At 69.9% G+C, this 22,382-nt stretch carries 18 protein-coding genes and 1 tRNA gene; 3 read left to right on the top strand and 16 right to left on the bottom strand.

Translation table 11 applies throughout. The annotated features are described in order from the left end of the window. Positions 1 to 2 precede the first annotated feature (2 nt). From ABCU91_RS06060 to ABCU91_RS06020, 9 genes are all read right to left on the bottom strand, one after another. Positions 3 to 788, bottom strand: coding sequence for an amino acid ABC transporter ATP-binding protein (locus tag ABCU91_RS06060; RefSeq protein WP_091351882.1), 786 nt, complete (start codon positions 786 to 788; stop codon positions 3 to 5). Then, complete coding sequence (locus ABCU91_RS06055; RefSeq protein WP_413355167.1) at positions 775 to 1,449, bottom strand: amino acid ABC transporter permease; 675 nt, start codon at positions 1,447 to 1,449, stop codon at positions 775 to 777. The genes ABCU91_RS06060 and ABCU91_RS06055 overlap by 14 nt, the downstream gene beginning before the upstream one ends. Before the next feature lie 70 nt (positions 1,450 to 1,519). After that, positions 1,520 to 2,317, bottom strand: a complete 798-nt coding sequence (locus tag ABCU91_RS06050; RefSeq protein ID WP_091351878.1) for an amino acid ABC transporter substrate-binding protein — start codon at positions 2,315 to 2,317, stop codon at positions 1,520 to 1,522. Positions 2,318 to 2,425: 108 nt separating this feature from the next. After that, positions 2,426 to 3,475, bottom strand: coding sequence for an NAD(P)H-dependent flavin oxidoreductase (locus tag ABCU91_RS06045; RefSeq protein WP_413355166.1), 1,050 nt, complete (start codon positions 3,473 to 3,475; stop codon positions 2,426 to 2,428). Between the two features lie 73 nt (positions 3,476 to 3,548). Then, complete coding sequence (gene rplA, locus ABCU91_RS06040; RefSeq protein ID WP_018186961.1) at positions 3,549 to 4,238, bottom strand: 50S ribosomal protein L1; 690 nt, start codon at positions 4,236 to 4,238, stop codon at positions 3,549 to 3,551. A 13-nt stretch (positions 4,239 to 4,251) separates the two neighbouring features. Further along, positions 4,252 to 4,683 (bottom strand): 50S ribosomal protein L11, encoded by a 432-nt coding sequence (gene rplK / locus ABCU91_RS06035; protein WP_018186960.1) that lies wholly within the window; start codon positions 4,681 to 4,683, stop codon positions 4,252 to 4,254. A gap of 186 nt (positions 4,684 to 4,869) precedes the next feature. After that, positions 4,870 to 5,877 carry a transcription termination/antitermination protein NusG gene (nusG, locus tag ABCU91_RS06030; protein ID WP_091351874.1) on the bottom strand — a complete coding sequence of 336 codons (1,008 nt, stop codon included), beginning with the start codon at positions 5,875 to 5,877 and terminating at the stop codon, positions 4,870 to 4,872. Positions 5,878 to 5,985: 108 nt separating this feature from the next. Further along, positions 5,986 to 6,252: a preprotein translocase subunit SecE gene (gene secE, locus ABCU91_RS06025; protein WP_065571373.1), complete on the bottom strand. Its 267-nt coding sequence runs from the start codon at positions 6,250 to 6,252 to the stop codon at positions 5,986 to 5,988. Positions 6,253 to 6,296: 44 nt separating this feature from the next. Then, positions 6,297 to 6,369: transfer RNA gene (locus tag ABCU91_RS06020), tRNA-Trp, on the bottom strand. 212 nt (positions 6,370 to 6,581) lie between these two features. Between ABCU91_RS06020 and ABCU91_RS06015 the strand changes: the two genes are divergently transcribed. Then, positions 6,582 to 8,402, top strand: coding sequence for an HSP90 family protein (locus ABCU91_RS06015; RefSeq protein ID WP_413355165.1), 1,821 nt, complete (start codon positions 6,582 to 6,584; stop codon positions 8,400 to 8,402). Then, a complete protein-coding gene (locus tag ABCU91_RS06010; RefSeq protein WP_413355164.1) occupies positions 8,399 to 11,197 on the top strand; it encodes a hypothetical protein in 2,799 nt (932 codons plus the stop codon). The genes ABCU91_RS06015 and ABCU91_RS06010 overlap by 4 nt, the downstream gene beginning before the upstream one ends. A gap of 53 nt (positions 11,198 to 11,250) precedes the next feature. Here ABCU91_RS06010 and ABCU91_RS06005 read toward each other — a convergent pair whose 3' ends face one another. From ABCU91_RS06005 to gabT, 7 genes are read right to left on the bottom strand one after another with little or no spacing between them, the layout of a single operon-like run. Next, entirely contained in the window at positions 11,251 to 12,615 is a 1,365-nt protein-coding gene (locus ABCU91_RS06005) for an NAD-dependent succinate-semialdehyde dehydrogenase (protein WP_133398438.1), read from the bottom strand. A gap of 21 nt (positions 12,616 to 12,636) precedes the next feature. After that, positions 12,637 to 14,097: an NAD-dependent succinate-semialdehyde dehydrogenase gene (locus ABCU91_RS06000; protein WP_133398439.1), complete on the bottom strand. Its 1,461-nt coding sequence runs from the start codon at positions 14,095 to 14,097 to the stop codon at positions 12,637 to 12,639. Next, entirely contained in the window at positions 14,094 to 15,659 is a 1,566-nt protein-coding gene (locus ABCU91_RS05995; protein WP_413355163.1) for an APC family permease, read from the bottom strand. The genes ABCU91_RS06000 and ABCU91_RS05995 overlap by 4 nt, the downstream gene beginning before the upstream one ends. Before the next feature lie 17 nt (positions 15,660 to 15,676). Further along, entirely contained in the window at positions 15,677 to 16,561 is an 885-nt protein-coding gene (locus ABCU91_RS05990) for a universal stress protein (RefSeq protein ID WP_413355162.1), read from the bottom strand. Beyond that, positions 16,558 to 17,916: a flavin monoamine oxidase family protein gene (locus ABCU91_RS05985; protein ID WP_091351848.1), complete on the bottom strand. Its 1,359-nt coding sequence runs from the start codon at positions 17,914 to 17,916 to the stop codon at positions 16,558 to 16,560. Before ABCU91_RS05985 ends, ABCU91_RS05990 begins: the two co-directional genes overlap by 4 nt. Continuing rightward, positions 17,909 to 19,390, bottom strand: a complete 1,482-nt coding sequence (locus ABCU91_RS05980) for an amino acid permease (RefSeq protein WP_413355161.1) — start codon at positions 19,388 to 19,390, stop codon at positions 17,909 to 17,911. The genes ABCU91_RS05985 and ABCU91_RS05980 overlap by 8 nt, the downstream gene beginning before the upstream one ends. Before the next feature lie 2 nt (positions 19,391 to 19,392). After that, positions 19,393 to 20,751 carry a 4-aminobutyrate--2-oxoglutarate transaminase gene (gene gabT, locus ABCU91_RS05975; RefSeq protein ID WP_413355160.1) on the bottom strand — a complete coding sequence of 453 codons (1,359 nt, stop codon included), beginning with the start codon at positions 20,749 to 20,751 and terminating at the stop codon, positions 19,393 to 19,395. A gap of 93 nt (positions 20,752 to 20,844) precedes the next feature. Between gabT and ABCU91_RS05970 the strand changes: the two genes are divergently transcribed. After that, positions 20,845 to 22,377, top strand: a complete 1,533-nt coding sequence (locus tag ABCU91_RS05970; protein ID WP_413355159.1) for a PucR family transcriptional regulator — start codon at positions 20,845 to 20,847, stop codon at positions 22,375 to 22,377. Positions 22,378 to 22,382: the final 5 nt, after the last annotated feature.

Here is a 22,382-nt window from a genome sequence, read left to right as displayed (position 1 = left end):
AGTCAGTCCTCGAGAGGCCGCAGGATCCGGTCGAGGAAACGGCGGGTCCGCTCGTTCTTCGGGGCGGTGAAGATGTCACGAGGGTGCCCGCGTTCGACGATGACGCCGTCGTCGAAGAAGACGACCTCGTCCGCGACCTGACGCGCGAACTGGAGCTCGTGCGTCACGATGACCATCGTCCACCCCTCGTCGGCGAGTTCCTTGAGGACGAGGAGCACCTCGCCGACCAGCTCGGGATCGAGCGCGCTCGTCGGCTCGTCGAAGAGCAGCAGATCGGGAGTGAGCGCGAGCGCGCGGACGATCCCCACGCGCTGCTGCTGACCGCCCGAGAGCTCGTGGGGGTACGCGTCCCGCTTCTCGGCGAGACCGACGCGCTGCAGCAGCCGCTCGGCCTCGGCGATCGCGGCATCCTTGGCCACGCCATGGGCGTGCACCGGCCCCTCGATCACGTTCTCGAGCACCGTGAGGTGCGGGAAGAGGTTGTTCTGCTGGAACACCATCGCCGACCGGTCGCGCAGCGCCGCCCGCTGCGCTTTGGCCGCCTTGCCCTTGACCGGCTCGGCGAAGTCGTGGCGCTGCCCGTCCGAGAAGACGACGACGCCGGCGTCGGGCGCCTCGAGGCCGTTGAGGCAGCGGAGGACCGTCGTCTTGCCGGACCCACTGGGTCCGATGAGGCAGACGACCTGCCCCGGCGAGACGGCGAAGTCGACGCCGTCGAGGACGACGTTGTCACCGAACGACTTCCGGAGCCCGGTGACGGCGAGAAGGGGTGCGTCAGTGTGCGACACGGCGGTCGAGCCTCCGTTCGATGCGGTCCTGCCCGAACGACAGAACCAGGCAGAAGAGCCAGTAGATGAACGCCGCCTCGATGTAGATGACGAGGAAGTCGAGGCTGAACGCCGCAATGTTCTGCGCGACGCGGAACATCTCGGCGACGGTGATCGAGGCGACCAGCGACGTGTCCTTCACAAGCGAGATGAACGTGTTCGACAGGGGCGGCACAGAGACGCGCGCCGCCTGAGGGAGGATAATGCGCCGCAACGCCGTCGCCCGCGAGAGCCCGACCGTGAACCCCGCCTCCCACTGGCCCTTGGGGACCGAGAGGATCGCGGCGCGGATGACCTCGGCGGCGTATCCGCCCACGTTCAATGACAAAGCGATGACCGCCGCGAGGTACGCGTCGATCCGCACCCCGATCTGGGGCAGGCCGTAGAAGATGACGAAGATCTGCACGAGGAGCGGCGTGCCCCGGATCGCCGAGATGTAGAAGCGGGCGATGCCCGAGAGCACCCGGTTGCCGGAGATCCGCATCAGCGCCGCCGCGATGGCTAGCACGAGTCCGATTGCGAACGAGATCAGCGCGAGCGGGATCGTGACCGTGACCCCGGCGCTGAACATCGGCCAGAACGAGGTCAGGATCAACTGCCATGTATCGGCGTCCACCGGCATCCTTTCGCAGAATAGGGAACGGGCTCGGCGGTCGCGTCACCGCGCCGCGCCGAGCCCGTTGGGGCTGATGTCACTCGGTGACGTCGGCTCCGAAGTACTTCTCGCTGATCTCGGCGAGGGTTCCATCTTCGCGCAGGTCGGCCAGCGCGCCGTCGATCTTCTCGATGAGCGCCTTCTTGTTCTTCGTCGTGACGACTGCGCTCTTGGCGGGGTCGGTCTCGGCCGCGATCTTCAGACCCGTCGGTCCGTCGGTCTTCTCGTAGTCGAGGAACGTCAGCTTGTCGTTGACGGTCGCCTCGACGCGGTCCTGACGCAGCAGCTCGACGGCCTGCGCCCAGCCCTCGATCGGGGTCACGTCGGCGCCGGCCTCCTCGGCGAGCTTGTAGAAGTTGCTCGTGAGCGACTGCGCGGTCTTCTTGCCCTTGAGGTCGGCGAAGCTCGAGATCGAGTCGTCGCTGTCCTTGACCACGACGACGCTCGGCGAGACCGTGTACGGCTCGCTGAAGAGGTACTTCTCCTCGCGCTCGGGGTTGATCGAGACCTGGTTCGCGATGACGTCGACGCGCCCCGCGTCGAGACCGGCGAAGATGCCGTCCCACTGCGTCTCCTGGAACTCGATGTTCAGGTCGAGCTTCTTCGCGACGGCCTCGATGATCTCGACGTCGTAGCCGACGAGCTTGCCGCTTTCGTCGTGGTACGTGAAGGGCCGGTAGGTCCCCTCTGTCGCGACCGTGAGCGTGCCGCCCTTCGCGAGACCGAGGTCGTCGCCAGCGGCGTCCGTCCCGTTCGAGCTCGAGGAGCAGGCGGTGAGCGCCAGGACGGCGCTGAGGGCGAGGGCTCCGAGTGCGGCGGTACGACGACGGGACATGGGTCTCCTTGGTGAGGGGGAAGGGAGGCGCGCGAAGGCTGTGGCCCGCGCGGACCTCTCAATACAACACGCATCCGCGTGGATGATTCCCGCAGGTGACGGTCTGTGTCAGCGGGATGCCGGCGGCAGGCCTGCCGCGAGCTCCGCGAAGACTTCATCCGCGTCGTCCGAGCGCGACAGCCCTGCCGCCTGTCCCGCCCAGAGCGAGATCAGTTCCCCGTCGTCCCGCGCCGCCGCGCGGAACACCCCGGTGAGCCAGTTCTGCGCGGGGAACGGAGCGATGGCATCCGCGTCCTCGATGGCACGGACCGCCCGATTCGGGATGCCTCGGGCCAGCCGCCCGCTCATCGCGCGGGTCAGGACCGTGTCGGTGTCCGCCGCAGCTCGGAGCGCGTCGCGGTGCGCGTCGGAAGCGGCCGAGGCCCGGGTGCGGAGGAACGCGCTCCCGACTTGCACTCCCGCCGCGCCGAGCGCGAACGCGGCGGCGACACCCCGGCGGTCGGCGATCCCGCCCGCGGCGAGGACCGGGACGTCGACAGCGTCGACCACTTGCGGGACCAGGGCGAACGTCCCCACGAGCGAATCCTCCGCGGGACGCAGGAAGGTCACCCGATGCCCGGCGGCCTCCGCGCCGCTCGCGACGACCGCGTCCACTCCCCCGTCCGCCAACGCGACGGCCTCGGCGACGGAGGTGGCGGTCCCCACGACACGGATGCCGCGGCGATGAGCCTCGGCGACGGTCTCGGCCGCCGGCACGCCGAACACGACGCTGAGGACGGCGGGCGCGGCATCCCACACCGCGTCGAGCTGCTCGTCGAGGGAAGGGAGGAACGCGGACGGCAGAGGCGGGGCTGCGACACCGGCCGCGGCCAGGAGCGGAGCGACCGCCGCGCGGGCCGCGGCGAGGTCGGCATCGGCCGGGACGACCTCGTCACCGGTGGGAAGCCAGAGGTTCAGTGCGAACGGGCGGCCCGTCGCGGCCCTGAGCGCATAAGCCGTCTCGCGGATGCGGTCGCCCGAGTATCCGTAGAGGCCGAACGAGCCGAGACCGCCCGCATCGCTGACGGCCGCGGCGAGCGCCACGGACGACAGGCCGCCGAACGGCCCGAGCACGATGGGCGCCTCGATGTCGAACAGCGTCTGGATGTCGCGGGCCACGCGATGACGCTACCAAGGACGGAACGACGAAGGGGCCCCACCCGGAGGTGGAGCCCCTTGCTGTCTGGACGACTCAGACGAGAGCGTTGACGTCCAGCGGGATGCCGGGACCGAACGTGGTCGAGATGGCGCCCTTCTGGATGTAACGGCCCTTCGAGCTCGACGGCTTCAGACGCACGATCTCTTCGAGTGCAGCGTTGAAGTTCTCGTTCAGCTGGTCCTCCGAGAAGGACGCCTTGCCGACGACGAAGTGCACGTTGGCGTGCTTGTCGACGCGGAACTCGATCTTTCCGCCCTTGATCTCCTCGACGGCCTTGGCCGGGTTGGGGGTCACGGTGCCGGTTTTGGGGTTCGGCATGAGGCCGCGGGGTCCGAGGACCTTTCCGAGGCGACCGACCTGGCCCATGAGCTCGGGGGTCGAGACAGCCGAGTCGAACGCGGTGTAGCCACCGGCGACCTTCTCGATGAGCTCGGCGCCACCGACCTCGTCCGCACCGGCGGCGAGAGCGGCTTCAGCGGCGGGACCGGTCGCGAACACGATGACGCGGGCGGTCTTGCCGGTGCCGTGGGGCAGGATGACCGTGCCACGGACCATCTGGTCCGCCTTGCGCGGGTCGACGGCGAGCTTCAGCGCGACCTCGACGGTCGAGTCGAACTTGGCCGAACCGGTCTCCTTGGCGAGGGCGACAGCCTGCTCGGAGGAGTAGAACGTGGAGCGGTCGATCTTGGCCGCTGCTGCTTCGTAAGCCTTGGACTTAGCCATTGTTCTGTTCCCCTCAGCTCTCGACCGTGATGCCCATGGAACGGGCGGTGCCGGCGATGATCAGCGAGGCGGCCTCGATGTCGTTGGCGTTCAGGTCGGGCATCTTCGTCTCGGCGATCTGGCGAACCTGATCCTTGGTGAGCTTCGCAACCTTGGTGGTGTGCGGGGTCGCAGAACCCTTCGCCACACCGGCGGCCTTCTTGATGAGCTCCGCGGCGGGCGGGGTCTTCAGGATGAACGTGAAGCTGCGGTCCTCGTAGACGGTGATCTCGACGGGGATGACGTTGCCGCGCTGCGACTCGGTCGCGGCGTTGTACGCCTTGCAGAACTCCATGATGTTGACGCCATGCTGACCGAGCGCGGGGCCGATCGGCGGCGCCGGGTTGGCTGCACCGGCGTTGATCTGAAGCTTGATCAGGCCGGTCACCTTCTTCTTCGGTGCCATTTCCTCTTCCTTTCACGAGCGAGGCGGATGCCTCGTTCTCCCACGGTCCCGGCGGATCCGGGTCGTGGTGATGTCTGCGCGCACGACGAAGCGGCGCACAAACCACATGAGTCTACCGCATCCGGCATCCCCCGGCATGACGAAGGCCCCGCCGGAGCGGGGCCTTCGCGTCGCGTGATGCTGCGCTTACTGCTTGGTGACCTGATCGAACGACAGCTCGACCGGCGTCTCGCGCTCGAAGAGCGAGACGAGCACGGTGAGCTTGCCGCTCTCGGGCTTGATCTCGGAGATCGATCCGGGAAGACCCGCGAACGAGCCCTCCTTGATCGTGATCGTCTCGCCGATCTCGAAGTCGACCTCGGTGATGACCGAGCGGGCCTGCGTCGCAGAGCCCTTCGTGGCGGTGGCACCCTTGGCCGGCGCGACCTCCTTGGCCTCGACGAGCGGCTTCAGCATGGTGAAGGCCTCTTCGAAACGCAGCGGGGTCGGGTTGTGGGCGTTGCCCACGAAGCCGGTGACGCCGGGCGTGTGGCGCACGACCGACCAGGTGTCCTCGTTGAGCTCCATGCGCACGAGCACGTATCCGGGGATCCGAACACGGTTGACCATCTTGCGCTGGCCGTTCTTGATCTCGACGACGTCCTCCATCGGGACCTCGACCTGGTAGATGTCGTCCTCGACCTCGAGCGTGGACTTCCGCTGCTCGATGTTGGCCTTCACCTTGCGCTCGAAACCGGCGTAGGAGTGGATGACGTACCACTTGCCCTCGAGCGAGCGGAGCTCCTGACGGAAGGCCTCGTACGGGTCGTCCGAGGTCTCGTCCTCGTCATCGCCGAGCTCGGGACCGTCGTAGGGGGCGACCTCGTCCGCCGCCGCTGCGGCGCGCTCTTCCTCTTCGTCGGCGAGCGACTCGGTGAGAACCTCGGCGGCAGCCTCGGCTTCGTCGGCCTGGTCGATCTCGAGCGCGTCGTTGACGATGCGGTCGGCTTCGGGGTCCTCGATCACGACGGCATCCTCTCCGGTGGGCTCGTCCTCGACGGGCTCTTCGTCCTCGATGTGCAGGGCGGCGTGCTCAGCGGATTCGGCGGAACGCTCCTGACCGGCCAGGACGTTGCCCTCCTGCGCTTCGTCGTCCTCGCTGGACTGCTCCGCGGCGGTCGACCAGTCGGCGTCGTCGACATATCGTTCGGTCACGTCATTCACTTCCCTGCAGGTTCGGCTTCGATGTTCAGCGGCAACGCGGCGGGCGGTTCAGATGATCCGGGATGCCGTCCGTCACCGCGACGGATGATCGTCCGGACGTCACCTGGGGACGTCGAAGACGATGTTCGTGATCCAGGTGAAGAACAGGTCGAGCCCGTACACGATGGCCATCACGACAACGACGAATCCCAGGACCACGAGGGTGAACTTCACCAGCTCCTGCCGGGTCGGTGTCACGACCTTGCGGAGCTCGGCGATCACCTGGCGGATGAAAAGGGCGATCCGCTGGAAGAAGTTGAGCTTCTTCTCACGGGTGGCGCCGCTGCTGGCAGCGACGACCTCGCCGTTCGGCTCATCCTGGACCATTCAACCCACCTGTTGCTCGGTTCGAGTCAGCTGACGCTGACGCGCAGGGCGGACAGGAATCGAACCTGCAACCTGCGGTTTTGGAGACCGCTGCTCTGCCAATTGAGCTACCGCCCTAAGGTCTTTCGACCCGGGAATCCACATCCTGTCGGGCCCATGGGCACGGCAAAAGAATGCAGACAACTGCGTGGACCAGCATACGGCATGGCTCGGAGGGTGGCGAACGCGCGGCATCCCTCGCCGTCCGAGGGCCGCCTCGTTAGGCTTGATCGGCCGTCACCGGCATGGGGAGCACGGCATCGGATGAACGACGACTACCGAGGAGCGCGGTGACGGACAGTACTGCCGCCCAACAGTTCCAGGTCGACCTCCGCGGGGTCATCGACCTGTTGAGCCGCCACATCTATTCGAGTCCTCGGGTGTTCCTGCGCGAGCTGCTGCAGAACGCCGTCGACGCGATCGCCGCGCGCCGGGCCGTCGACGGGGGCGGCGGCCGCATCCGCATCACGCCCGTCAGCGACGGCTCGGCCGAGTTCGTGATGCGCGACGACGGGGTGGGGCTCACCGAGACCGAGGTCGCCGACCTCCTGGCCACGGTGGGACGCAGCTCCAAGCGCGACATCTTCGACCTGCCGCGCGGCGACTTCCTCGGTCAGTTCGGCATCGGGATGCTCTCGTGCTTCATGGTGTGCGACACGATCGTCATCCGCTCGCGGAGCGCGTCAGGGTCCGCTCCCGTCGAGTGGACGGGACATTCGGACGGCACCTTCACGGTCGCCTCCCACCCCGAGGACATCCCGGTCGGCACGAGCGTGCACCTCACGCCGCGCTCGGACACGCGGGCGCTGCTCGGGACGAGCACGGTCGTGGAGCTCGCCGAAACCTTCGGACGCTATCTGCCGCACACGGTCGTCGTAGACCTCCCCGGAGGCGGCGAGACGACCGTCACCGAACCCGCCCCCTTCCTCGACGGCGATCTCGAGCGACAGCTCGCCTACGGGCGTGAGCTCATCGGCGCGGAACCGCTCGATGTCATCCCGCTGCACGTCCCGGGCACGCAGACACGCGGAGTGGCCTTCGTGCTGCCGTTCGCGCCTCCCCCGACGGCACGCCAGAGCACCCGCGTGTACCTGCGGCGGATGCTGCTGACCGAGCGCGCCGACGAGCTGCTCCCCGCCTGGGCCTTCTTCGCCCGCGCCGTCGTCGACTCCGGCTCACTGCACCCGACCGCCAGTCGCGAATCGCTCGTCGACGACGACGCGCTCGAACAGACACGCCAGGAGATCGGCGAGGCGATCCGCCGCTGGATCCTGGAGGTCGCACTGCAGGACCCCGTCCGGCTCGCGCAGTTCGTGTCCATCCACGAGGTCGCACTCAAGTCGCTCGTCCGCCACGACGACGAACTCGCCCGGTTCATCGTCCGGTGGCTCTCGGTCGAGACGACCGCGGGTCGTCTGCGCGTCGAAGAGCTCGCCCGCAGGTTCCCGACCGTGCGCTACGCCGAGACCGTCGACGAGTTCCGCCAGGTCGCCAGCATGGCCTCCGCCGGCGGTGTCCTCGTCAACGGCGGCTACCTCTACGACGCGGACCTCGTCCGCCGGATCCCCGAGCTGTTCCCCGGCGTCGAGGTCGAGCGCGTCGACGTCGTCGGCGAGATCGACCGGCTGGACCTCGCACCTCTCGACGACCGCGCCGCGGCGACAGCCCTTGAGGAGCGAGCGAAGGCTGCGCTCGAGGACGTCGACGTCGCGGTCCGCACGTTCGACCGTCCCGACCTGCCGGGGCTGTTCGTGGCCGATCCCGAGGTGCTGCGCGCCCTCGACCGCGGCCGTGCGCGCAGCGCCGGGGGCGCGTTGTGGGGCGGCGTCCTCGACCGCGCGGCGAGCATCGTCTCGAGCGGCCGCGCCGCGGACGAGCTCGCGGCTCGGCTGTGCCTCAACTGGACGAGTCCCATGATCCGCAAGCTCGCCGCGACGCCGCCCGGCCGGGTGTTCGACCTGAGCGTGCAGCTCCTCTACGTGCAGTCGCTTCTCGCGGGGCACCACCCCCTCGGCCCCTCCGATCGCACGATGATGTCGAACGCCCTTTCGGAGCTGGTCGACCGCGCCATCGACGCCGACACCCCACCCTCGACAGAAGGAGCCTCATGACCGGTTACGCGACCCGCATCCGATCCCTCTTCGACGAGATCGACAACACCCCGTGGGGTCCGCAGGAGCAGTCCCTCGTCGCGCAGGCCGTCGCGCTCGCGCAGGAGAGCGGCGACGAACGACTCGAGTACGAAGCCCGCCTGCGGCAGACCTCGAGCGCGAACATGGGCGGCGACACGGACCTCATGCTCACCTCGTTCGCGTGGTGCCTGGCGCACCACGACGCCGATCCGGAACGGTTCCCCGCCGAGGTCGAGGGCGCCGGTGACGTGCTCTGGCAGTACAAGTGGATGGCGAGCGCCCTCGGCAGCTCGCCCGAGTTCCCCACGGAGCAGATCGCCGCCGTGCTCGACGACATGGAAGCGCACTACCAGCGGGCCGGCGTCGGTCCCAGCGGGGTCCTCATGGCCCGCTTCGAGGATGCCTGGGCGGCGGGCCGCATGGACGAAGCCGCCGACCTGCAGCGCACGCTCGAGGCGACCCCCCGCGACGACTACAGCCACTGCGACGCGTGCGTCCGCAGCCAGTTCGCCGGGTTCTTCATCGAGACCGGTCGCGAGGAAGAGGCCATCCGACTCGTCGGCGAGATGATCGAGAACGGGTTCTCGTGCGGCGAGGAGCCCGAGCACGCGCTGGCTCGCATCCTCCTCCCCTACCTGCGCGCGGGGATGCTCGACGACGCACGCACCGCGCACCTGCGCAGCTACCGCCTCGCGAAGGAGAACCCGGACAACCTCGCGATCGTCGCGGAGAACGTCGTGTTCTGCGCCGTCACCGGCAACGAGGCGCGTGCCCTCGCCCTCGTCGAGCGCCACCTGTCGTGGCTCGTGCACGACGGCCTCGACGCCGACGCGCACGCCACGGCTCTCGGCGCCTTCGCGCTCGCCCTCGACGCCGTCGCCGCGGCGGGCCACCCCGGCCTCACCGTCCGCGGCTCGGACGCGGAGGCCCTCGTGCCCGTCTTCGGCGCGCACGACGGCCCGTGGCGCGTCGACGAGCTCGCCGCCGCGGCGTGGAGTGCCGCCGGCGACATCGCCGCGGCATTCGACCGCCGGAACGGCACGGACGCCCACACGCGGAACCTCGCGCGCCTGCGCGAGGTCGGCACGGAGCACTACGACGTCCCCATCCGCTCGCACGATTTCTCGACGGTGGTCGCACCCGCTCCCGTCCTCACGCCGGAGGACCGCGTCGCCCGTGCCGTCGCCCTGGCGCACGCCGGGTCGTCCGCCGCGATCGACCCGCTCCGCGGGCTGCTGACGGATGCCGACCCCGCCGAGGGCGTGGTCCTGTCGTCGCACCTGCTGGGCGGCCTCGTCGCCACCGACCGGATCGTCGAGGCCGAGGCGTTCCTGCCCGAGCGTCTGACGATCCTGCGCGCCGCGGGGCACGCGGCGCAGGCCGACCTCGAAGAGCGCCTCGGCCTCGTCCTGTTCGGGCACGACCTGGCAGCGGCCGGCGACACGCTCGGCGCCGAGCTGGCAGCCGCGGTGGGCGCGCCCGCGGCAGTCCAGGCGGACCTGGTCTCGACGCGCGGCGTCGCGAAGATGTACGAGGGATCGTTCGCGGAAGCCCGTGACGACGCCCGCGCAGGGGTGCGCCTGTTCCTCGAGGCAGGCGACGCGGTGCGCGCACAGGGTGCGCGACTGCTCGCGGTCGACGCCGCGGCATCCGCTTCGCTCTTCGACGAGGCCCGCGCCGACCTGGACGACCTTCTCGCGGAGTCGCTCAGCGACGGTCGTCGCGCGCGGGCTCTCGCGTCGAAGGCCCGACTGCACGGCGTGGCCGAGGAGTTCGCCGAGGGCGCCGCCGCTGCGGACGAGGCGGCACGACTCCTCCTCTCGCTCGGTGCGGACGATGTCCGCATCGCGGAATCGTTCGTGCTGGCCGGAGCGCTCCATGAGGATGCCGGGGCCGCGTCGCTCGCCGCCGGCCGCTACCGCACCGCGGTCGAGCGGTACGAGTCGGCGGGCGCTCCCACGGCCGACCCGCGTTACCGACTGGGCCGGGCGATGATCTCCGCCGGGATGCCGGAAGAAGCCGTCGACGCGCTCCACCAGGTCCTCTCGGACGAGACCGCCGCCGAGGTGCCCGCCGGATCGCGCGCCATCACCGTGGGGCTGCTCGCCCGGGCGTACGAGGGCGCACGCGACTTCGGCAACGCCGTCGGCGCGTGGGGCTTCGCCGCGGACCTCCACGAGGAGGCGGGCGAAGCCGAGGGCCAGGCCTTCGCACTCGTCGCGCAGGGCCGCCACCTCGGCAACTTCGGCGAGTACGACGACTCCGTGATCGCCCTCGAGACCGCCCTCGGCCTGACCGCCGGCACCGAGGAGCAGGTCGGTCTGCACGCCGAGGCGCTCCATCTGCTCGCGCAGGCAAAGATGCAGCGCGGCGACGAGGATGCCTTCGAGGTCATCGACCAGGCCCTGGCTCTCGGCCGGGCCAACGAGGCGCACTGGTACGTCGCCGACGTGCTCGACACCCGCGCGCGGCTGCTGGCGGCGCGCGAGCGTACCGATGAGGCCGTGGCCACCGCGCTCCAGGCCGCGGACGGTTTCGCTCAAGCCGGCGACGCCGGCTCGGGCGCGGGTTCGGAACTCCTGGCAGCGCGTCTGCTTCTGGGCGTCGAGCGCCCGAATGACGCTGTCCCCCTCTACCGCGCCGCCATCGAGCACGCCACGGACAGCGAGAACGAGCCGCTGCGCCAGCAGGCGGCGCTCGAACTCGGCGACGTCTATGAGGGTCTCGGCCGCCACGGCGAGGCCGCGGAGATCCGCGCGACGACCTCGGCCTGACGCGAAAGCGGCGAGGGGCGGCATCCGACCGGATGCCGCCCCTCGTCATTCGTTCAGCCGATGCGGACGAGCTTCTTGTTGACGAACTCGTCGGCCGCCAGGAGGCCCAGCTCACGACCCGTGCCGCTGCGCTTGATGCCGCCGAACGGCAGTCCCGGCTCATCGGCGAGGACGAGGTTGACGTAGACCATGCCCGCTTCGATCCGGTCGGCGACGCGGGTCGCCTGCTCGGGGTCGGTCGTGTAGACGTAGGACCCGAGGCCGAAGGGGGTGTCGTTGGCCACGCGGATCGCCTCGTCCTCGTCGGCGACGCGGTAGACGACACCGGCGGGGCCGAACAGCTCCTCGCGGTAGACGTCCATCTCGGGGGTGACGTCCGTCAGGACGGTCGGCGCGAAGAACGCGCCGTCGCGGGTGCCACCGGTGACGATCGTCGCGCCCTGGGCCGCGGCATCCTGGATCTGCTTCTCGAGACGCTCGGCCGCGGTGACCGAGGAGAGCGGCCCGAGGACGGTGTCGGAGCTCCACGGGTCGCCGACCGAAGCGGCCGCCATCTTGGCCGTGAACGCCTCAACGAACGCGTCGTAGAGCCCGTCGACGACGATGAACCGCTTCGCGCCGTTGCAGGACTGGCCGGTGTTGTCGAGGCGCGCGTCGACGGCGGCCTGCGCGACCGCGTCGAGGTCATCGGCCGACAGGACGATGAACGGGTCCGAGCCGCCGAGCTCGAGGGCGACCTTCTTGAGATTGCGTCCGGCGACTTCGGCGACAGCGGCCCCGGCGCGCTCGGAGCCGGTCACCGATGCGCCGTGCACGCGCGGGTCGGCGATCACGTCGGCGGCCTGCTCGTTCGTGAGGTACACGTTCGTGTAGACGCCGGCGGGGAAGCCCGCGTCGCGGTAGATCTCTTCGATGGCAGCAGCCGACTCGGGGCACTGCGGCGCGTGCTTGAGCAGGATCGTGTTGCCGACCGCGACGTTGGGGGCGGCGAAGCGGGCCACCTGGTAGTACGGGAAGTTCCACGGCATGACACCGAGGAGCACACCCAGCGGCGCCTTGCGGATGACGGCGGTCCCCTCCCCCTCGATCGGGATCGGCGTGTCGGCGGTGATCTCGTCGATGTGGTCGGCGTAGTACTCCGTGATGTCGGCAGCGAAGTCGACCTCGCCGAGGGCGCCGTCGATCTGCTTGCCCATCTCGCGGACGATGATCTTCGCCAGGTCTTCGCGACGCTCGCGATGCAGCTGCGCCACGCGACGCAGCAGATCGGCCCGCTCGGCGGGAGTCGAGGTCCGACCCCAGCCTCGCGCGGCCTCGTCGGCGGCCCGGAGGGCGCGCTCGACGTCGTCGGCGGATGCCGTCGGGTACGTCGCGTGGGTCTCGCCGGTGGCGGGGTCGATGACGGCGTAGTCGCTCATGATGCTCCTCAGTGCTTCCGGTCAGGCCGGGATCAGGGTGTACTTCACGTTCAGGTACTCGTGGATGCCTTCGAGGCCGCCCTCGCGCCCCATGCCGGACTGCTTCACACCGCCGAAGGGCGCGGCTGCGTTCGAGACGACACCGACGTTCAGCCCCATCATCCCCGTCTCGAGGCGGTCGATCATCCGGTGGCCGCGCGCGAGGTCCTGCGTGAACACGTACGAGACGAGGCCGTACTCGGTGTCGTTCGCGAGGCGCACGGCCTCGTCCTCGTCCGAGAACGTGCTGATGGCGAGCACGGGTCCGAAGATCTCCTCGCGGAGGATCGCACTGCCGGGGACGACGCCGTCGACGACGGTCGGCTCGTAGAACGTGCCGGCACCCTCGACGGCGTTCCCGCCCACGAGGACGCGCGCGCCGCGCTCGACGGCGTCGCCGACGAGCTCCGCCGCCTTCGCCACCGCGCGGTCGTCGATGAGCGGACCGATCTGCACTCCGTCCTCGGTGCCGCGGCCGATGGTCATCTCGCGCACGCGGTCCGCGACCCGGCGCGAGAACTCGGCCGCCACCGACTCGTGGACGATGAAGCGGTTCGCCGCGGTGCATGCCTGGCCGATGTTGCGGAACTTCGCGAGCATTGCGCCGTCTACGGCCTTGTCGAGATCGGCATCCTCGAACACGACGAAGGGGGCGTTGCCGCCGAGTTCCATCGAGACGCGCAGGACCCCCTCGGCGGCCTGTGCGATGAGCTTCTGCCCGACCGGAGTGGACCCCGTGAACGAGAGCTTCCGCAGTCGCGGGTCGGCGATGATCGGCGCCGAGACCGCGCCCGACGATGCGGTCGTGATGACGTTGACGACACCGGCGGGGACGCCGGCCTCGGCGAGCAGCTGCACGAAGAACAGCGTCGTCAGCGGCGTCAGTTCCGCGGGCTTCACGACGACCGTGCAGCCGGCGGCGAGCGCCGGCGCGATCTTGCGGGTCGCCATCGCGAGCGGGAAGTTCCACGGGGTGATGAAGAACGAGGGTCCGACGGGACGCTGCGAGACGACGATGCGTCCGGTCCCCTCGGGGTTCAGGCCGTACCGGCCCGAAATGCGGACGGCCTCTTCGCTGAACCAGCGGAGGAACTCACCGCCGTAGGCGACCTCGCCGCGGGACTCGGCGAGGGGCTTGCCCATCTCGAGCGTCATGAGGAGCGCGAGGTCTTCTTTGCGCTCCTGCACGAGGTCGAACGCCCGACGGAGGATCTCGCTCCGCTCGCGGGGGGCGGTCGCCGCCCACGCGTCCTGCGCGGCCACGGCGGCATCGAGGGCGCGGATGCCGTCGGCCGGGGACGCGTCCGCGATGCGGCGGATGACCTCGCCCGTCGAGGGGTCGAACACGTCGAGGGTCTTGCCCCCCTCGGCATCCACCCACTCCCCGCCGATGAAGAGCTGGTTCGGGATGCCGGAGAGGAGGTCTGTCTCGCGGGAGGTCATCGGAGGGTCTCACTTTCTGCGCGCAGCTTTCGCGCGCTGGGGGGTGCGTCGAGGGACAGGGTCTGTCCGCGGAAGTAGGCGGGAGCGACGATACGCATCACGACCATCACCACGATGCCGAGCACGATGATGCCGAGGCCGAGGAAGAACACGATGCCGATGCCGAAGATGTCGGTGCCGCTCTCGGAGTAGGCCGGGTCGGCCGAGTCGATGAGCGTCGTCACGAACAGCACGGCCAGGATGATGCCGCCCACCAGCGGGAAGAGCAACGTGAAGAACACGTTCCTCACCGAGTCGAACCACTGGTGACGGAAGTACCAGACGCACGCGAACGCCGTGATGCCGTAGTAGAAGCAGATCATGAGGCCGAGGGTGAGGATCGTGTCCCAGAGGGCGTTCTCGCTCACCGCGCGCATCACCGCGTAGAAGACCGCCGCCACGATCGCCGACACGACGGTCGCGAACCCGGGGGTGAAGAATCGCGGGCTCACCCGGGCGAACTGTCTCGGGAGGGCGCCGTAGTGCCCCATCGCGAGGAGCGTGCGTGCGGGGCTCACGAAGGTCGACTGCAGCGACGACGCCGAGCTCGTCAGGACGGCGAGCGACACGAGGAACGCCAGCGGACCCAGGATCGGACCGGAGAGGAAGAAGAACACGTTGTCCTGGATGTCGGCGTTGCCGAGCCCCAGCTCGCCGTCACCGGTCCCGGAGTACATGAGCATCGCGACGGCCAGGAGGAGGTAGATGGTCACGATCGTGATCACGGTGATCGTCGCCGACCGCCCGGGGGTGCGCTCCGGGTTCTTCGTCTCCTCGTTCATCGTGAGGGTGACGTCCCATCCCCAGAAGATGAAAATCGACAGCGACAGGCCCGCCGCGAGCGCGCTGAACGACGACACCGCGAACGGGTTGAACCATTCCAGATCGAACGGTTGGAAGTCGAAGCCGCCTCCGCTCACCGCTGCCGAGATCGCGGCGACGGCGAAGAACACCAGCACGGTGACCTGGAAGCCGACGAGCACGTACTGCAGCTTCTGCGTCGTCTGCATGTCGCGGTACGAGATGAACGTCGCCCCCGCGATGAACAGCAGGCAGACCACGATGTTCAACCAGGGGATGCCGGCGAGCTCGGCGATCGACGGGTCGCCCGTGATCTGCGACACGAGGAGGAAGAGGAAGTCGACGGCGACCCCGGCGAGGTTCGAGAGGACGAGCACCGTCGCGACGATGAGCCCCCACCCCGCCATCCACCCGATCCACGGCCCGAAGGCGCGCGTCGCCCACGTGAAGGAGGTGCCCGCGTCCGGCATCCGGTTGTTCAGTTCGCGGTAGCCGAAGGCCACCAGCAGCATCGGGATGAACCCCACGAGGATGACGGCGGGGATCTGGGCTCCCACCGCCGAGGCCGTCGGGCCGATCGCGGCCGTGAACGTGTACGCCGGCGCGATGCACGAGATGCCGATGACGACGGCGCCGAGCAGGCCGATGGTTCCGGCGCTGAGACCCTTCTTCGAGAGGCCGCCGTCGGCGACGGGGACCTTCTCTGCGGCGTGCTGGCTCATCGTCGAGCTCCTTCGGGTCAGCGGGACGAGTCGGTGGTGCGGGTACGGGGGACGACGACCATGGGCACCGGGATCTCGCTCAGGAGCTTCGCGGCGACGGATCCGAGGAAGAGACGGCGCGGCTGGGCCAGGCGGCTCGAGCCGACGAGGATCATCTCGCCCGGCAGCCAGTCGAGGTGCGCGACGGCGTCCTCGATGCTGTCGCCCTTCGCGGTCACGATGTCGGCGCGGACACCCTCGGGGATGGCGGCGAGCACGTCGGCGAGCACCTTCTCGGCATGGGCGGCGCCGGCGAGGCGGATGACCCCCGTGTCGACGGATGCCGGCAAGTCGACCGTCACGAGCGAGACGAGCCGCAGCGAGGCACCGGTCGCCGATGCGAGGGCGACGGCCTCCTCGAGGAGGATGTCCGCCCCGGCGCGCGTGCCGACGGCGACGGTGAGGCGCGGGACACCGGCATCCGTCACCCGCTTGCGGGCACCACGCGGCACGAGGACCACCGGGACGTCGGAGGAGTGCAGGAGCTGACTCGTCGTCGAGCCGAGCCGGTGGCGGCCCCGGGCTCCGCCGTCGGCGGCGCCGACGACGAGGTGCGTCGCGCCGAACTCGTCGGCGGCCTCGACGAGCCCTTCGGCGAAGGACTCCGCGTAGCGCGCGTGCTCGCGGTGCACGACGCCCGCCTGCACCGACGCGGCCGCCTCGGCGAGCCACGACTCGGCCTGGCCGAGCAGGTACCGGTCGTACGAGGCGTCCGGCGGAGTGATGACGCTCCGACCCTCGCCGGGCAGGACGAGGATGATGTCGAGTTCGGATCCGGATGCCGCCGCGAGCCCGCCCGCGACGGCCACCGCATCGCGGCCCGCCTTCGTGGCGGTGTAGCCGACGACGATGCGGCTCGTCATGCCCGGCCGTCCTCGAGGATGTTCCTCGCGGCGAGGCGTCCCATGCGGATCGCGCCGTCGACGTGCTGGTAGCCCGCACCGGCGATGTCGCTGCACGCGAACTGGATCGGACCGACCGGGGTGCGGACATCGGCGCCGTAGCGGTGCAGGCCGCCGAGGTCGAAGCTCGCCGCGTACGCGCCACGGGTCCACTCCTCGGTGCCCCAGTCGCTCTCGTAGTAGACGACGGGGTCCTTCGCCTCGGGACCGTAGTAGTGCGACAGCGACTCGAGGATGCGCTCTTTGCGCTCCTCGGCGGTGAGGCGGAACATGTCGTCGGCGTTCCGGTCCGACACGAAGCCGACGAGCGTGCCCCGCGGGTCGTCGTGGTTCGTGTTGTCATAGGCCTCGTGGCAGATCTCGTATGGGCTGAACGCGGTGCCCGAGAGCCCCTTCTCGCGCCAGAACGGCGTCTCGTAGACGGCGTGGACCTTGATCACGAAGCCCATCGAGATGTGCTGGTGCATCTGGTGCTGCAGGCGCGGCATCGGCGGGACGAACGAGATGCGGTTGTAGAGCACGGGCGCGACGGCGAGGACGGCGCTTCGGGCGCGGACCGTCAGTCCGTCCGCGTGCGCCGTGACACCGGCATCCGACCACTCGATGGTGCGGACGGGACTGTTCAGGAAGACATCGTCACCGAGACGCTCGGCGAGAAGGACCGGGACCTGCTGGAGTCCGCCGACGACGCGCTTGTCGAGGATGAAGTCGGCGTCGACGAGGTGCGAGTAGCTGCCGGCGCTCGCGGCCATGAGGAGCGACTGCAGCAGCGAGAACGCGTGGGTCGGCTTCGTGAGCATGGCGGAGCCGGTCGCGAAGGCGAGGTTGCGGACCGCCTCGTCGTCGTCGGTCTGCTGGCGCAGCCACGCGTCCCACGTGATCGTGTCCCACTCGGCGGCCTTCGGGTGCGCGAACGGACGGTCGGGGTCGATCTCGGCGACCATCGCGTCGAGGCGCTGGGTGATCTCGTCGATCGTCCGCTCGGTCTCGGGGCTCACGGGGAACATCTCCCCCGTGAAGCGCGAGACGGCACCGTCGGGGCCGACGTAGACGCTGTCGCCCTCGCGGTATCGGCTGAAGGTGTCGAGTCCCAGTTCGGCCACCGTGTCGATGAGCGCGTCTTGGTCGGGCGAGACCCACTGACCGCCGAGTTCGAGCATGGCGCCGTCGATGACGTCGGTCCACAGCCGGCCGCCGACGCGCTCGCGAGCCTCGAGGACCGCGACCGAGAGCCCCGCCTTGCGCAGTTCGTTCGCTGCGGTGAGGCCGGCGGCACCGGCGCCCACGATGACGACGTCACGGGTGATCTCAGTCATTCACGACTCCTTCGTTGGAGGGGATGCGCTCGTTCGACGCGTGGTCGGGACGGCGACGGAGGTTGCGACGGACGAGCGGCCAGAACACGAGCAGCACGCCGGTGGCGATGAGACTCGTCCACACCTGCGCACGGCCGGACTCGGAGGTGAGCATGACCACCACGACGGCGGCGATGGACGCGATGAGGAGGATGTTGAGCCACGGGTGCAGCCAGACCTTGAGCTTCAGCTTCGCGACCTCGTCGGGGGTCATCTTCTGGCGCAGCCGCATCTGCGTGAGGGCGATGAAGACATAGACGAAGAGGGCGACGAGTCCGGCCGAGTTCATGATGAAGTCGAAGATGCCCGAGCTCGGCGCGACGAAGTTGACGAGCGTCGCGATCAGGCCGCCGATGGTGGAGGCGAGCAGCGCGATGACGGGGACGCCGGTCCGCGAGCGGGTGGCGACGACCTTCGGGGCGAACCCCTTGTCGGCGAGCGCGGCGAACATGCGCGACGCCGAATACAGGCCCGAGTTGAGCACCGAGATGACCGCCGTGAAGATGACGAGCTGCATGATGACGTCGGCGAAGGGGATGCCGAACTTCGACAGCGCGATCGTGAACGGGGCGTTGGCGACGTCGGTCGGCACGGGGAGGTCGTCCCACGGGACGACCGTCACGATGACGAGGACCGATCCGACGAAGAAGAGCAGGATGCGCCAGATGATCGTGCTCGTCGCCTGCCGGATGCCCTTGGCGGGGTCGACCGATTCGGCCGAGGCCATGACGGCGATCTCGGTGCCGAAGTAGGAGAAGATCACGAGGGCTACGCCGGTGAAGGCGACGCCGATGCCGTTGGGGGCGAAGCCGCCGTGCTCCCACAGGTTGGGGACGGCGACCGTCGCGTTCGGCCAGAGCCCGAGGGCGAAGAGGATGCCGGCGCCGAGGAAGACGACGATGGCGACCACCTTGATACTGGCCAGCCAGAACTCGACCTCGCCGAAGGTGCGCACCGAGATGACGTTCGTCCCGACGAAGATCGCGATGAGGATGAGCGACCAGGCCCAGGACGGCAGCGCCGGGATCCAGGTGTGCATCGTCTCGCCGCCGAGAACGGCTTCATAGGCGAGGACGCCGACCCAGAAGTACCAGTACAGCCAGCCCACGAGGTACGCGGCCCAATCGCCGAGACCGACGCGGGCGTACTCCATGAACGAGCCGATGGCGGGACGGGATGCCGCCATCTCGCCCAGCATCCGCATCGCGAAGAAGACGAGCAGACCGCCGATAAGGTACGAGACGATCGCGGCCGGTCCGACTTCGCGGATGACGTTGCCGGACCCGACGAACAGACTGGCCCCGATGATCCCGCCGAGGGTGATCATCGTCACGTGTCGCGAGCGCAGCTTGTTCGAGCGTGCCTTCGTGACCGCCCCGAGACCCGCCGATGTCTCGGGCGAGACGGGGTTCGACCAGTTGTCCGTACCCGCCATACTCAGCCCTTCCCCAGCGCCTCGGCGACGACGTCGAGGCCCTCCGTCAGCAGCTCGTCCGAAATCGACAGGGGCGGCAGGAACCGGATGACGTTGCCGTAGGTGCCGCAGGTGAGGACGATGACGCCCGCGGCGACGCACGCCTTCGCGATCGCACCCGTGAGCGCGGCATCGGGGGCACCCGTGGTCGGGTCGACGAACTCGGCGGCGATCATGGCTCCGAGTCCGCGCACCTCACCGATGCGGGGATCGGATGCCGCGAGATCCCGCAGCCGGGAGGCGAGGAGCTTCTCGATCTCCTGCGCCCGCTCGATGAGGCCGTCGTTCTCGAACGCGTCCATCGCGGCGAGGGCTGCGGCACAGGCGACGGGGTTGCCGCCGTAGGTGCCGCCGAGGCCACCGGTGTGCGTGGCATCCATGATGTCGGCGCGTCCGGTGACCGCGGCCAAGGGCATTCCCCCAGCGATGCCCTTGGCCGTGGTGATCAGGTCCGGCACGATACCGAAGTGCTCGCTCGCGAACATGGCGCCGGTCCGGGCGAAACCGGACTGCACCTCGTCGGCGATGAAGACGACGCCGTTCTCGCGGCACCACTCGACGACGGCGGAGAGGAAGCCGTCGGCCGGGACGACGAAGCCGCCCTCGCCCTGGATGGGCTCGATGATGACGGCGGCCAGGTTGTCGGCACCGACCTGCTTCTCGATCATCGAGATGGCGCGGGCCGCGGCATCCGCTCCGGACAGTCCGTCACGCAGCGGGTACGACCCGGGCACGCGGTAGATCTCGGAGGCGAAGGGACCGAAGCCGCTCTTGTAGGGCATCGACTTGGCCGTCAGCGCCATCGTGAGGTTCGTGCGGCCGTGGTACGCGTGGTCGAAGGCGACGACCGCCTGCTTGCCGGTGAACTTGCGGGCGATCTTGACCGCGTTCTCGACGGCCTCGGCGCCGGAGTTGAAGAGGGCGCTCTTCTTGGCGTGGTCGCCGGGGGTCAGGCGGTTGAGGGTCTCGGCGACCTCGATGTAGGACTCGTAGGGCGAGATCATGAAGCAGGTGTGGGTGAGCTGCGCGGCCTGCGCGGCGATCGCCTCGACGACCTTCGGGTGGGCGTTGCCCACCGTCGTGACGGCGATGCCCGAGCCGAGGTCGATGAGCGAGTTGCCGTCGGCGTCGAGCACGACGCCTCCACCGGCGGCGACGGCCGCGATCGGAACGGTGTGACCGACACCCGCGGCGACGGCGTCCGCCTTGCGCGAGAGCAGCTCCTGCGAGCGGGGGCCGGGGATCGCGGTCTCGAGGCGGCGTTCCTGCGGAAGGGACGGTCCACCGAGGGGCGTGCTGACGGAGGCGATCGAGGTGCTCATGCGGCGAGCGTAGAGGGGCGCGGGCGTGCGGTCATTCGCCGTTGCGTCTATTCTCGCGTCAGGACTGTACGACGCGTACAGAAGGGAGGCCGCATGGTTGCTCGGGATGCCGACCCCACCCTGCGCGCCCTCCTCGGCCGCGGGGAGCTCCGGCTGAGCCTCGCGGGCGAGGAGGACGACCTGCCGCCGGGCGCCCTCGACCGCGCGACGCGGTGGGTGCACAGCTCCGACCTCGACGACCCGACCCCGTTCCTCGCCGACGACCTCGTCCTCCTGACCACCGGCACGCAGTTCCCCGCCGGCATCCGCTACCCCTTCGACGCCTATGTGCGGCGACTGGTGGATCGCGGCGTGGCCGCATTGGGATTCGGGACCGAGGTGGCTCGCGACGGCATCCCGCCGGGACTCGCCGCCGCGTGCCGACGCGCGAACCTGCCGCTGTTCGAGGTGCCGTACGACACGCCCTTCATCGCCGTCGCGCGCGCCAACGCCGAGGCCGTCGCGGCGCAGGCGTACGCCCGGCGCAGTTGGGCGCTGTCCGCGCAGCGCGCGATCGCCCTCGCGGCGCTGCGGCCCGACGGGCTCGACGCGACCATCGCCGAGCTCGCACGTCAGCTCGACACGTGGGTGGGGATGTACGACGCGGCCGGCGAGCTCGTCCGCGAGCACCCGGCCGGGAGCCTCACGGTCGACGCATCAGCTGTGCTGAGGACGGAGGTCGACGCGGTCCTGCGTCGCGGCGCCCGCGCGGGCTCGTCGCTGCGCTCCGACACCGACGCGTTCACGCTGCAGACCCTGGGGCGGGGCGGGAGCCTGCGCGGCGTCCTCGCCATCGCGGCGAGCGAGCTCGACCAGGCCGGCCGCGACGTCGTGACCGCCGTGATCGCGATGGCAGGCCTCGCGCTCGAGCAGCACCAGCGCCTCTCGCGCGCCCGCACCGCACTCCGCTCCGGGATGGTCCGGTCGCTCCTCACCGGCGACCCCGGCCTCGCCCGGCAGATCTCACGCGACGTCTGGGGGCCGTTGCCCGCCGCTCCGGTCGTGGTGGCGGTGGCGGATGCCGCGGGTCCCCGCACGCACGCTCTCATCGACGTCCTCGAGCTCCGCGCCGACGAGCGGCACGGGGCACTGCTGTACGGCACCCTCGACGACGACGTCGTGATCGTGGTCCCCGCCTCGGCCGCCGCGACGCTCGAGGAGATTCCGGCGCGCTTCGCGCTCCGACTCGGGGTCTCGGAACCGGCGGGATACGCCGACGTCGCCCGCGCGCTCGACCAGGCACGCGCCGCCCGGGGCCGCGCCGCCGCCCCCGGGATCGTGCGCTTCGAAGAGGTGCAGGCCCGCGGCATCCTCTCGGCCCTGTCGGCGGGGCAGGCGTCGACGGTCGCCGCGGCCTACCTCGACCCGCTGCGCGAGCACGATCGCGCGCACGGCGCCCGGCTCGAGGAGACCCTCCGGGCCTGGGTCGTCGCCGACGGCTCGAACGACACCGCCGCGACCGCGCTCGGGGTCCACCGGCACACCGTCCGCACGCGCCTCGCCGCCGCAGAGCGCATCCTCGGCGTGGACCTGTCTTCGTTCGCCGCCCGCGCCGAGCTGTGGGCGGCCCTGCACCTCGGGGGGTGAGGCGG

This window comes from Microbacterium phoenicis, from assembly GCF_047302325.1.
Lineage (GTDB): Bacteria > Actinomycetota > Actinomycetes > Actinomycetales > Microbacteriaceae > Microbacterium.
Note: the sequence above shows the minus strand (reverse complement) of the source record. Positions and strands in the feature narration are given on the sequence as shown.

Coding starts and splice junctions, on each gene's coding strand:
- secE (WP_065571373.1), bottom strand. CDS start 6,252: ATGGTCCAGGATGAGCCGAACGGCGAGGTCGTCGCTGCCAGCAGCGGC.
- ABCU91_RS06010 (WP_413355164.1), top strand. CDS start 8,399: ATGACCGGTTACGCGACCCGCATCCGATCCCTCTTCGACGAGATCGAC.
- gabT (WP_413355160.1), bottom strand. CDS start 20,751: ATGAGCACCTCGATCGCCTCCGTCAGCACGCCCCTCGGTGGACCGTCC.
- ABCU91_RS05990 (WP_413355162.1), bottom strand. CDS start 16,561: ATGACGAGCCGCATCGTCGTCGGCTACACCGCCACGAAGGCGGGCCGC.
- ABCU91_RS06005 (WP_133398438.1), bottom strand. CDS start 12,615: ATGAGCGACTACGCCGTCATCGACCCCGCCACCGGCGAGACCCACGCG.
- rplK (WP_018186960.1), bottom strand. CDS start 4,683: ATGGCACCGAAGAAGAAGGTGACCGGCCTGATCAAGCTTCAGATCAAC.
- ABCU91_RS06050 (WP_091351878.1), bottom strand. CDS start 2,317: ATGTCCCGTCGTCGTACCGCCGCACTCGGAGCCCTCGCCCTCAGCGCC.
- ABCU91_RS05985 (WP_091351848.1), bottom strand. CDS start 17,916: ATGACTGAGATCACCCGTGACGTCGTCATCGTGGGCGCCGGTGCCGCC.
- ABCU91_RS05995 (WP_413355163.1), bottom strand. CDS start 15,659: ATGAGCCAGCACGCCGCAGAGAAGGTCCCCGTCGCCGACGGCGGCCTC.
- ABCU91_RS06055 (WP_413355167.1), bottom strand. CDS start 1,449: ATGCCGGTGGACGCCGATACATGGCAGTTGATCCTGACCTCGTTCTGG.
- ABCU91_RS05980 (WP_413355161.1), bottom strand. CDS start 19,390: ATGGCGGGTACGGACAACTGGTCGAACCCCGTCTCGCCCGAGACATCG.
- ABCU91_RS05970 (WP_413355159.1), top strand. CDS start 20,845: ATGGTTGCTCGGGATGCCGACCCCACCCTGCGCGCCCTCCTCGGCCGC.
- rplA (WP_018186961.1), bottom strand. CDS start 4,238: ATGGCTAAGTCCAAGGCTTACGAAGCAGCAGCGGCCAAGATCGACCGC.
- ABCU91_RS06000 (WP_133398439.1), bottom strand. CDS start 14,097: ATGACCTCCCGCGAGACAGACCTCCTCTCCGGCATCCCGAACCAGCTC.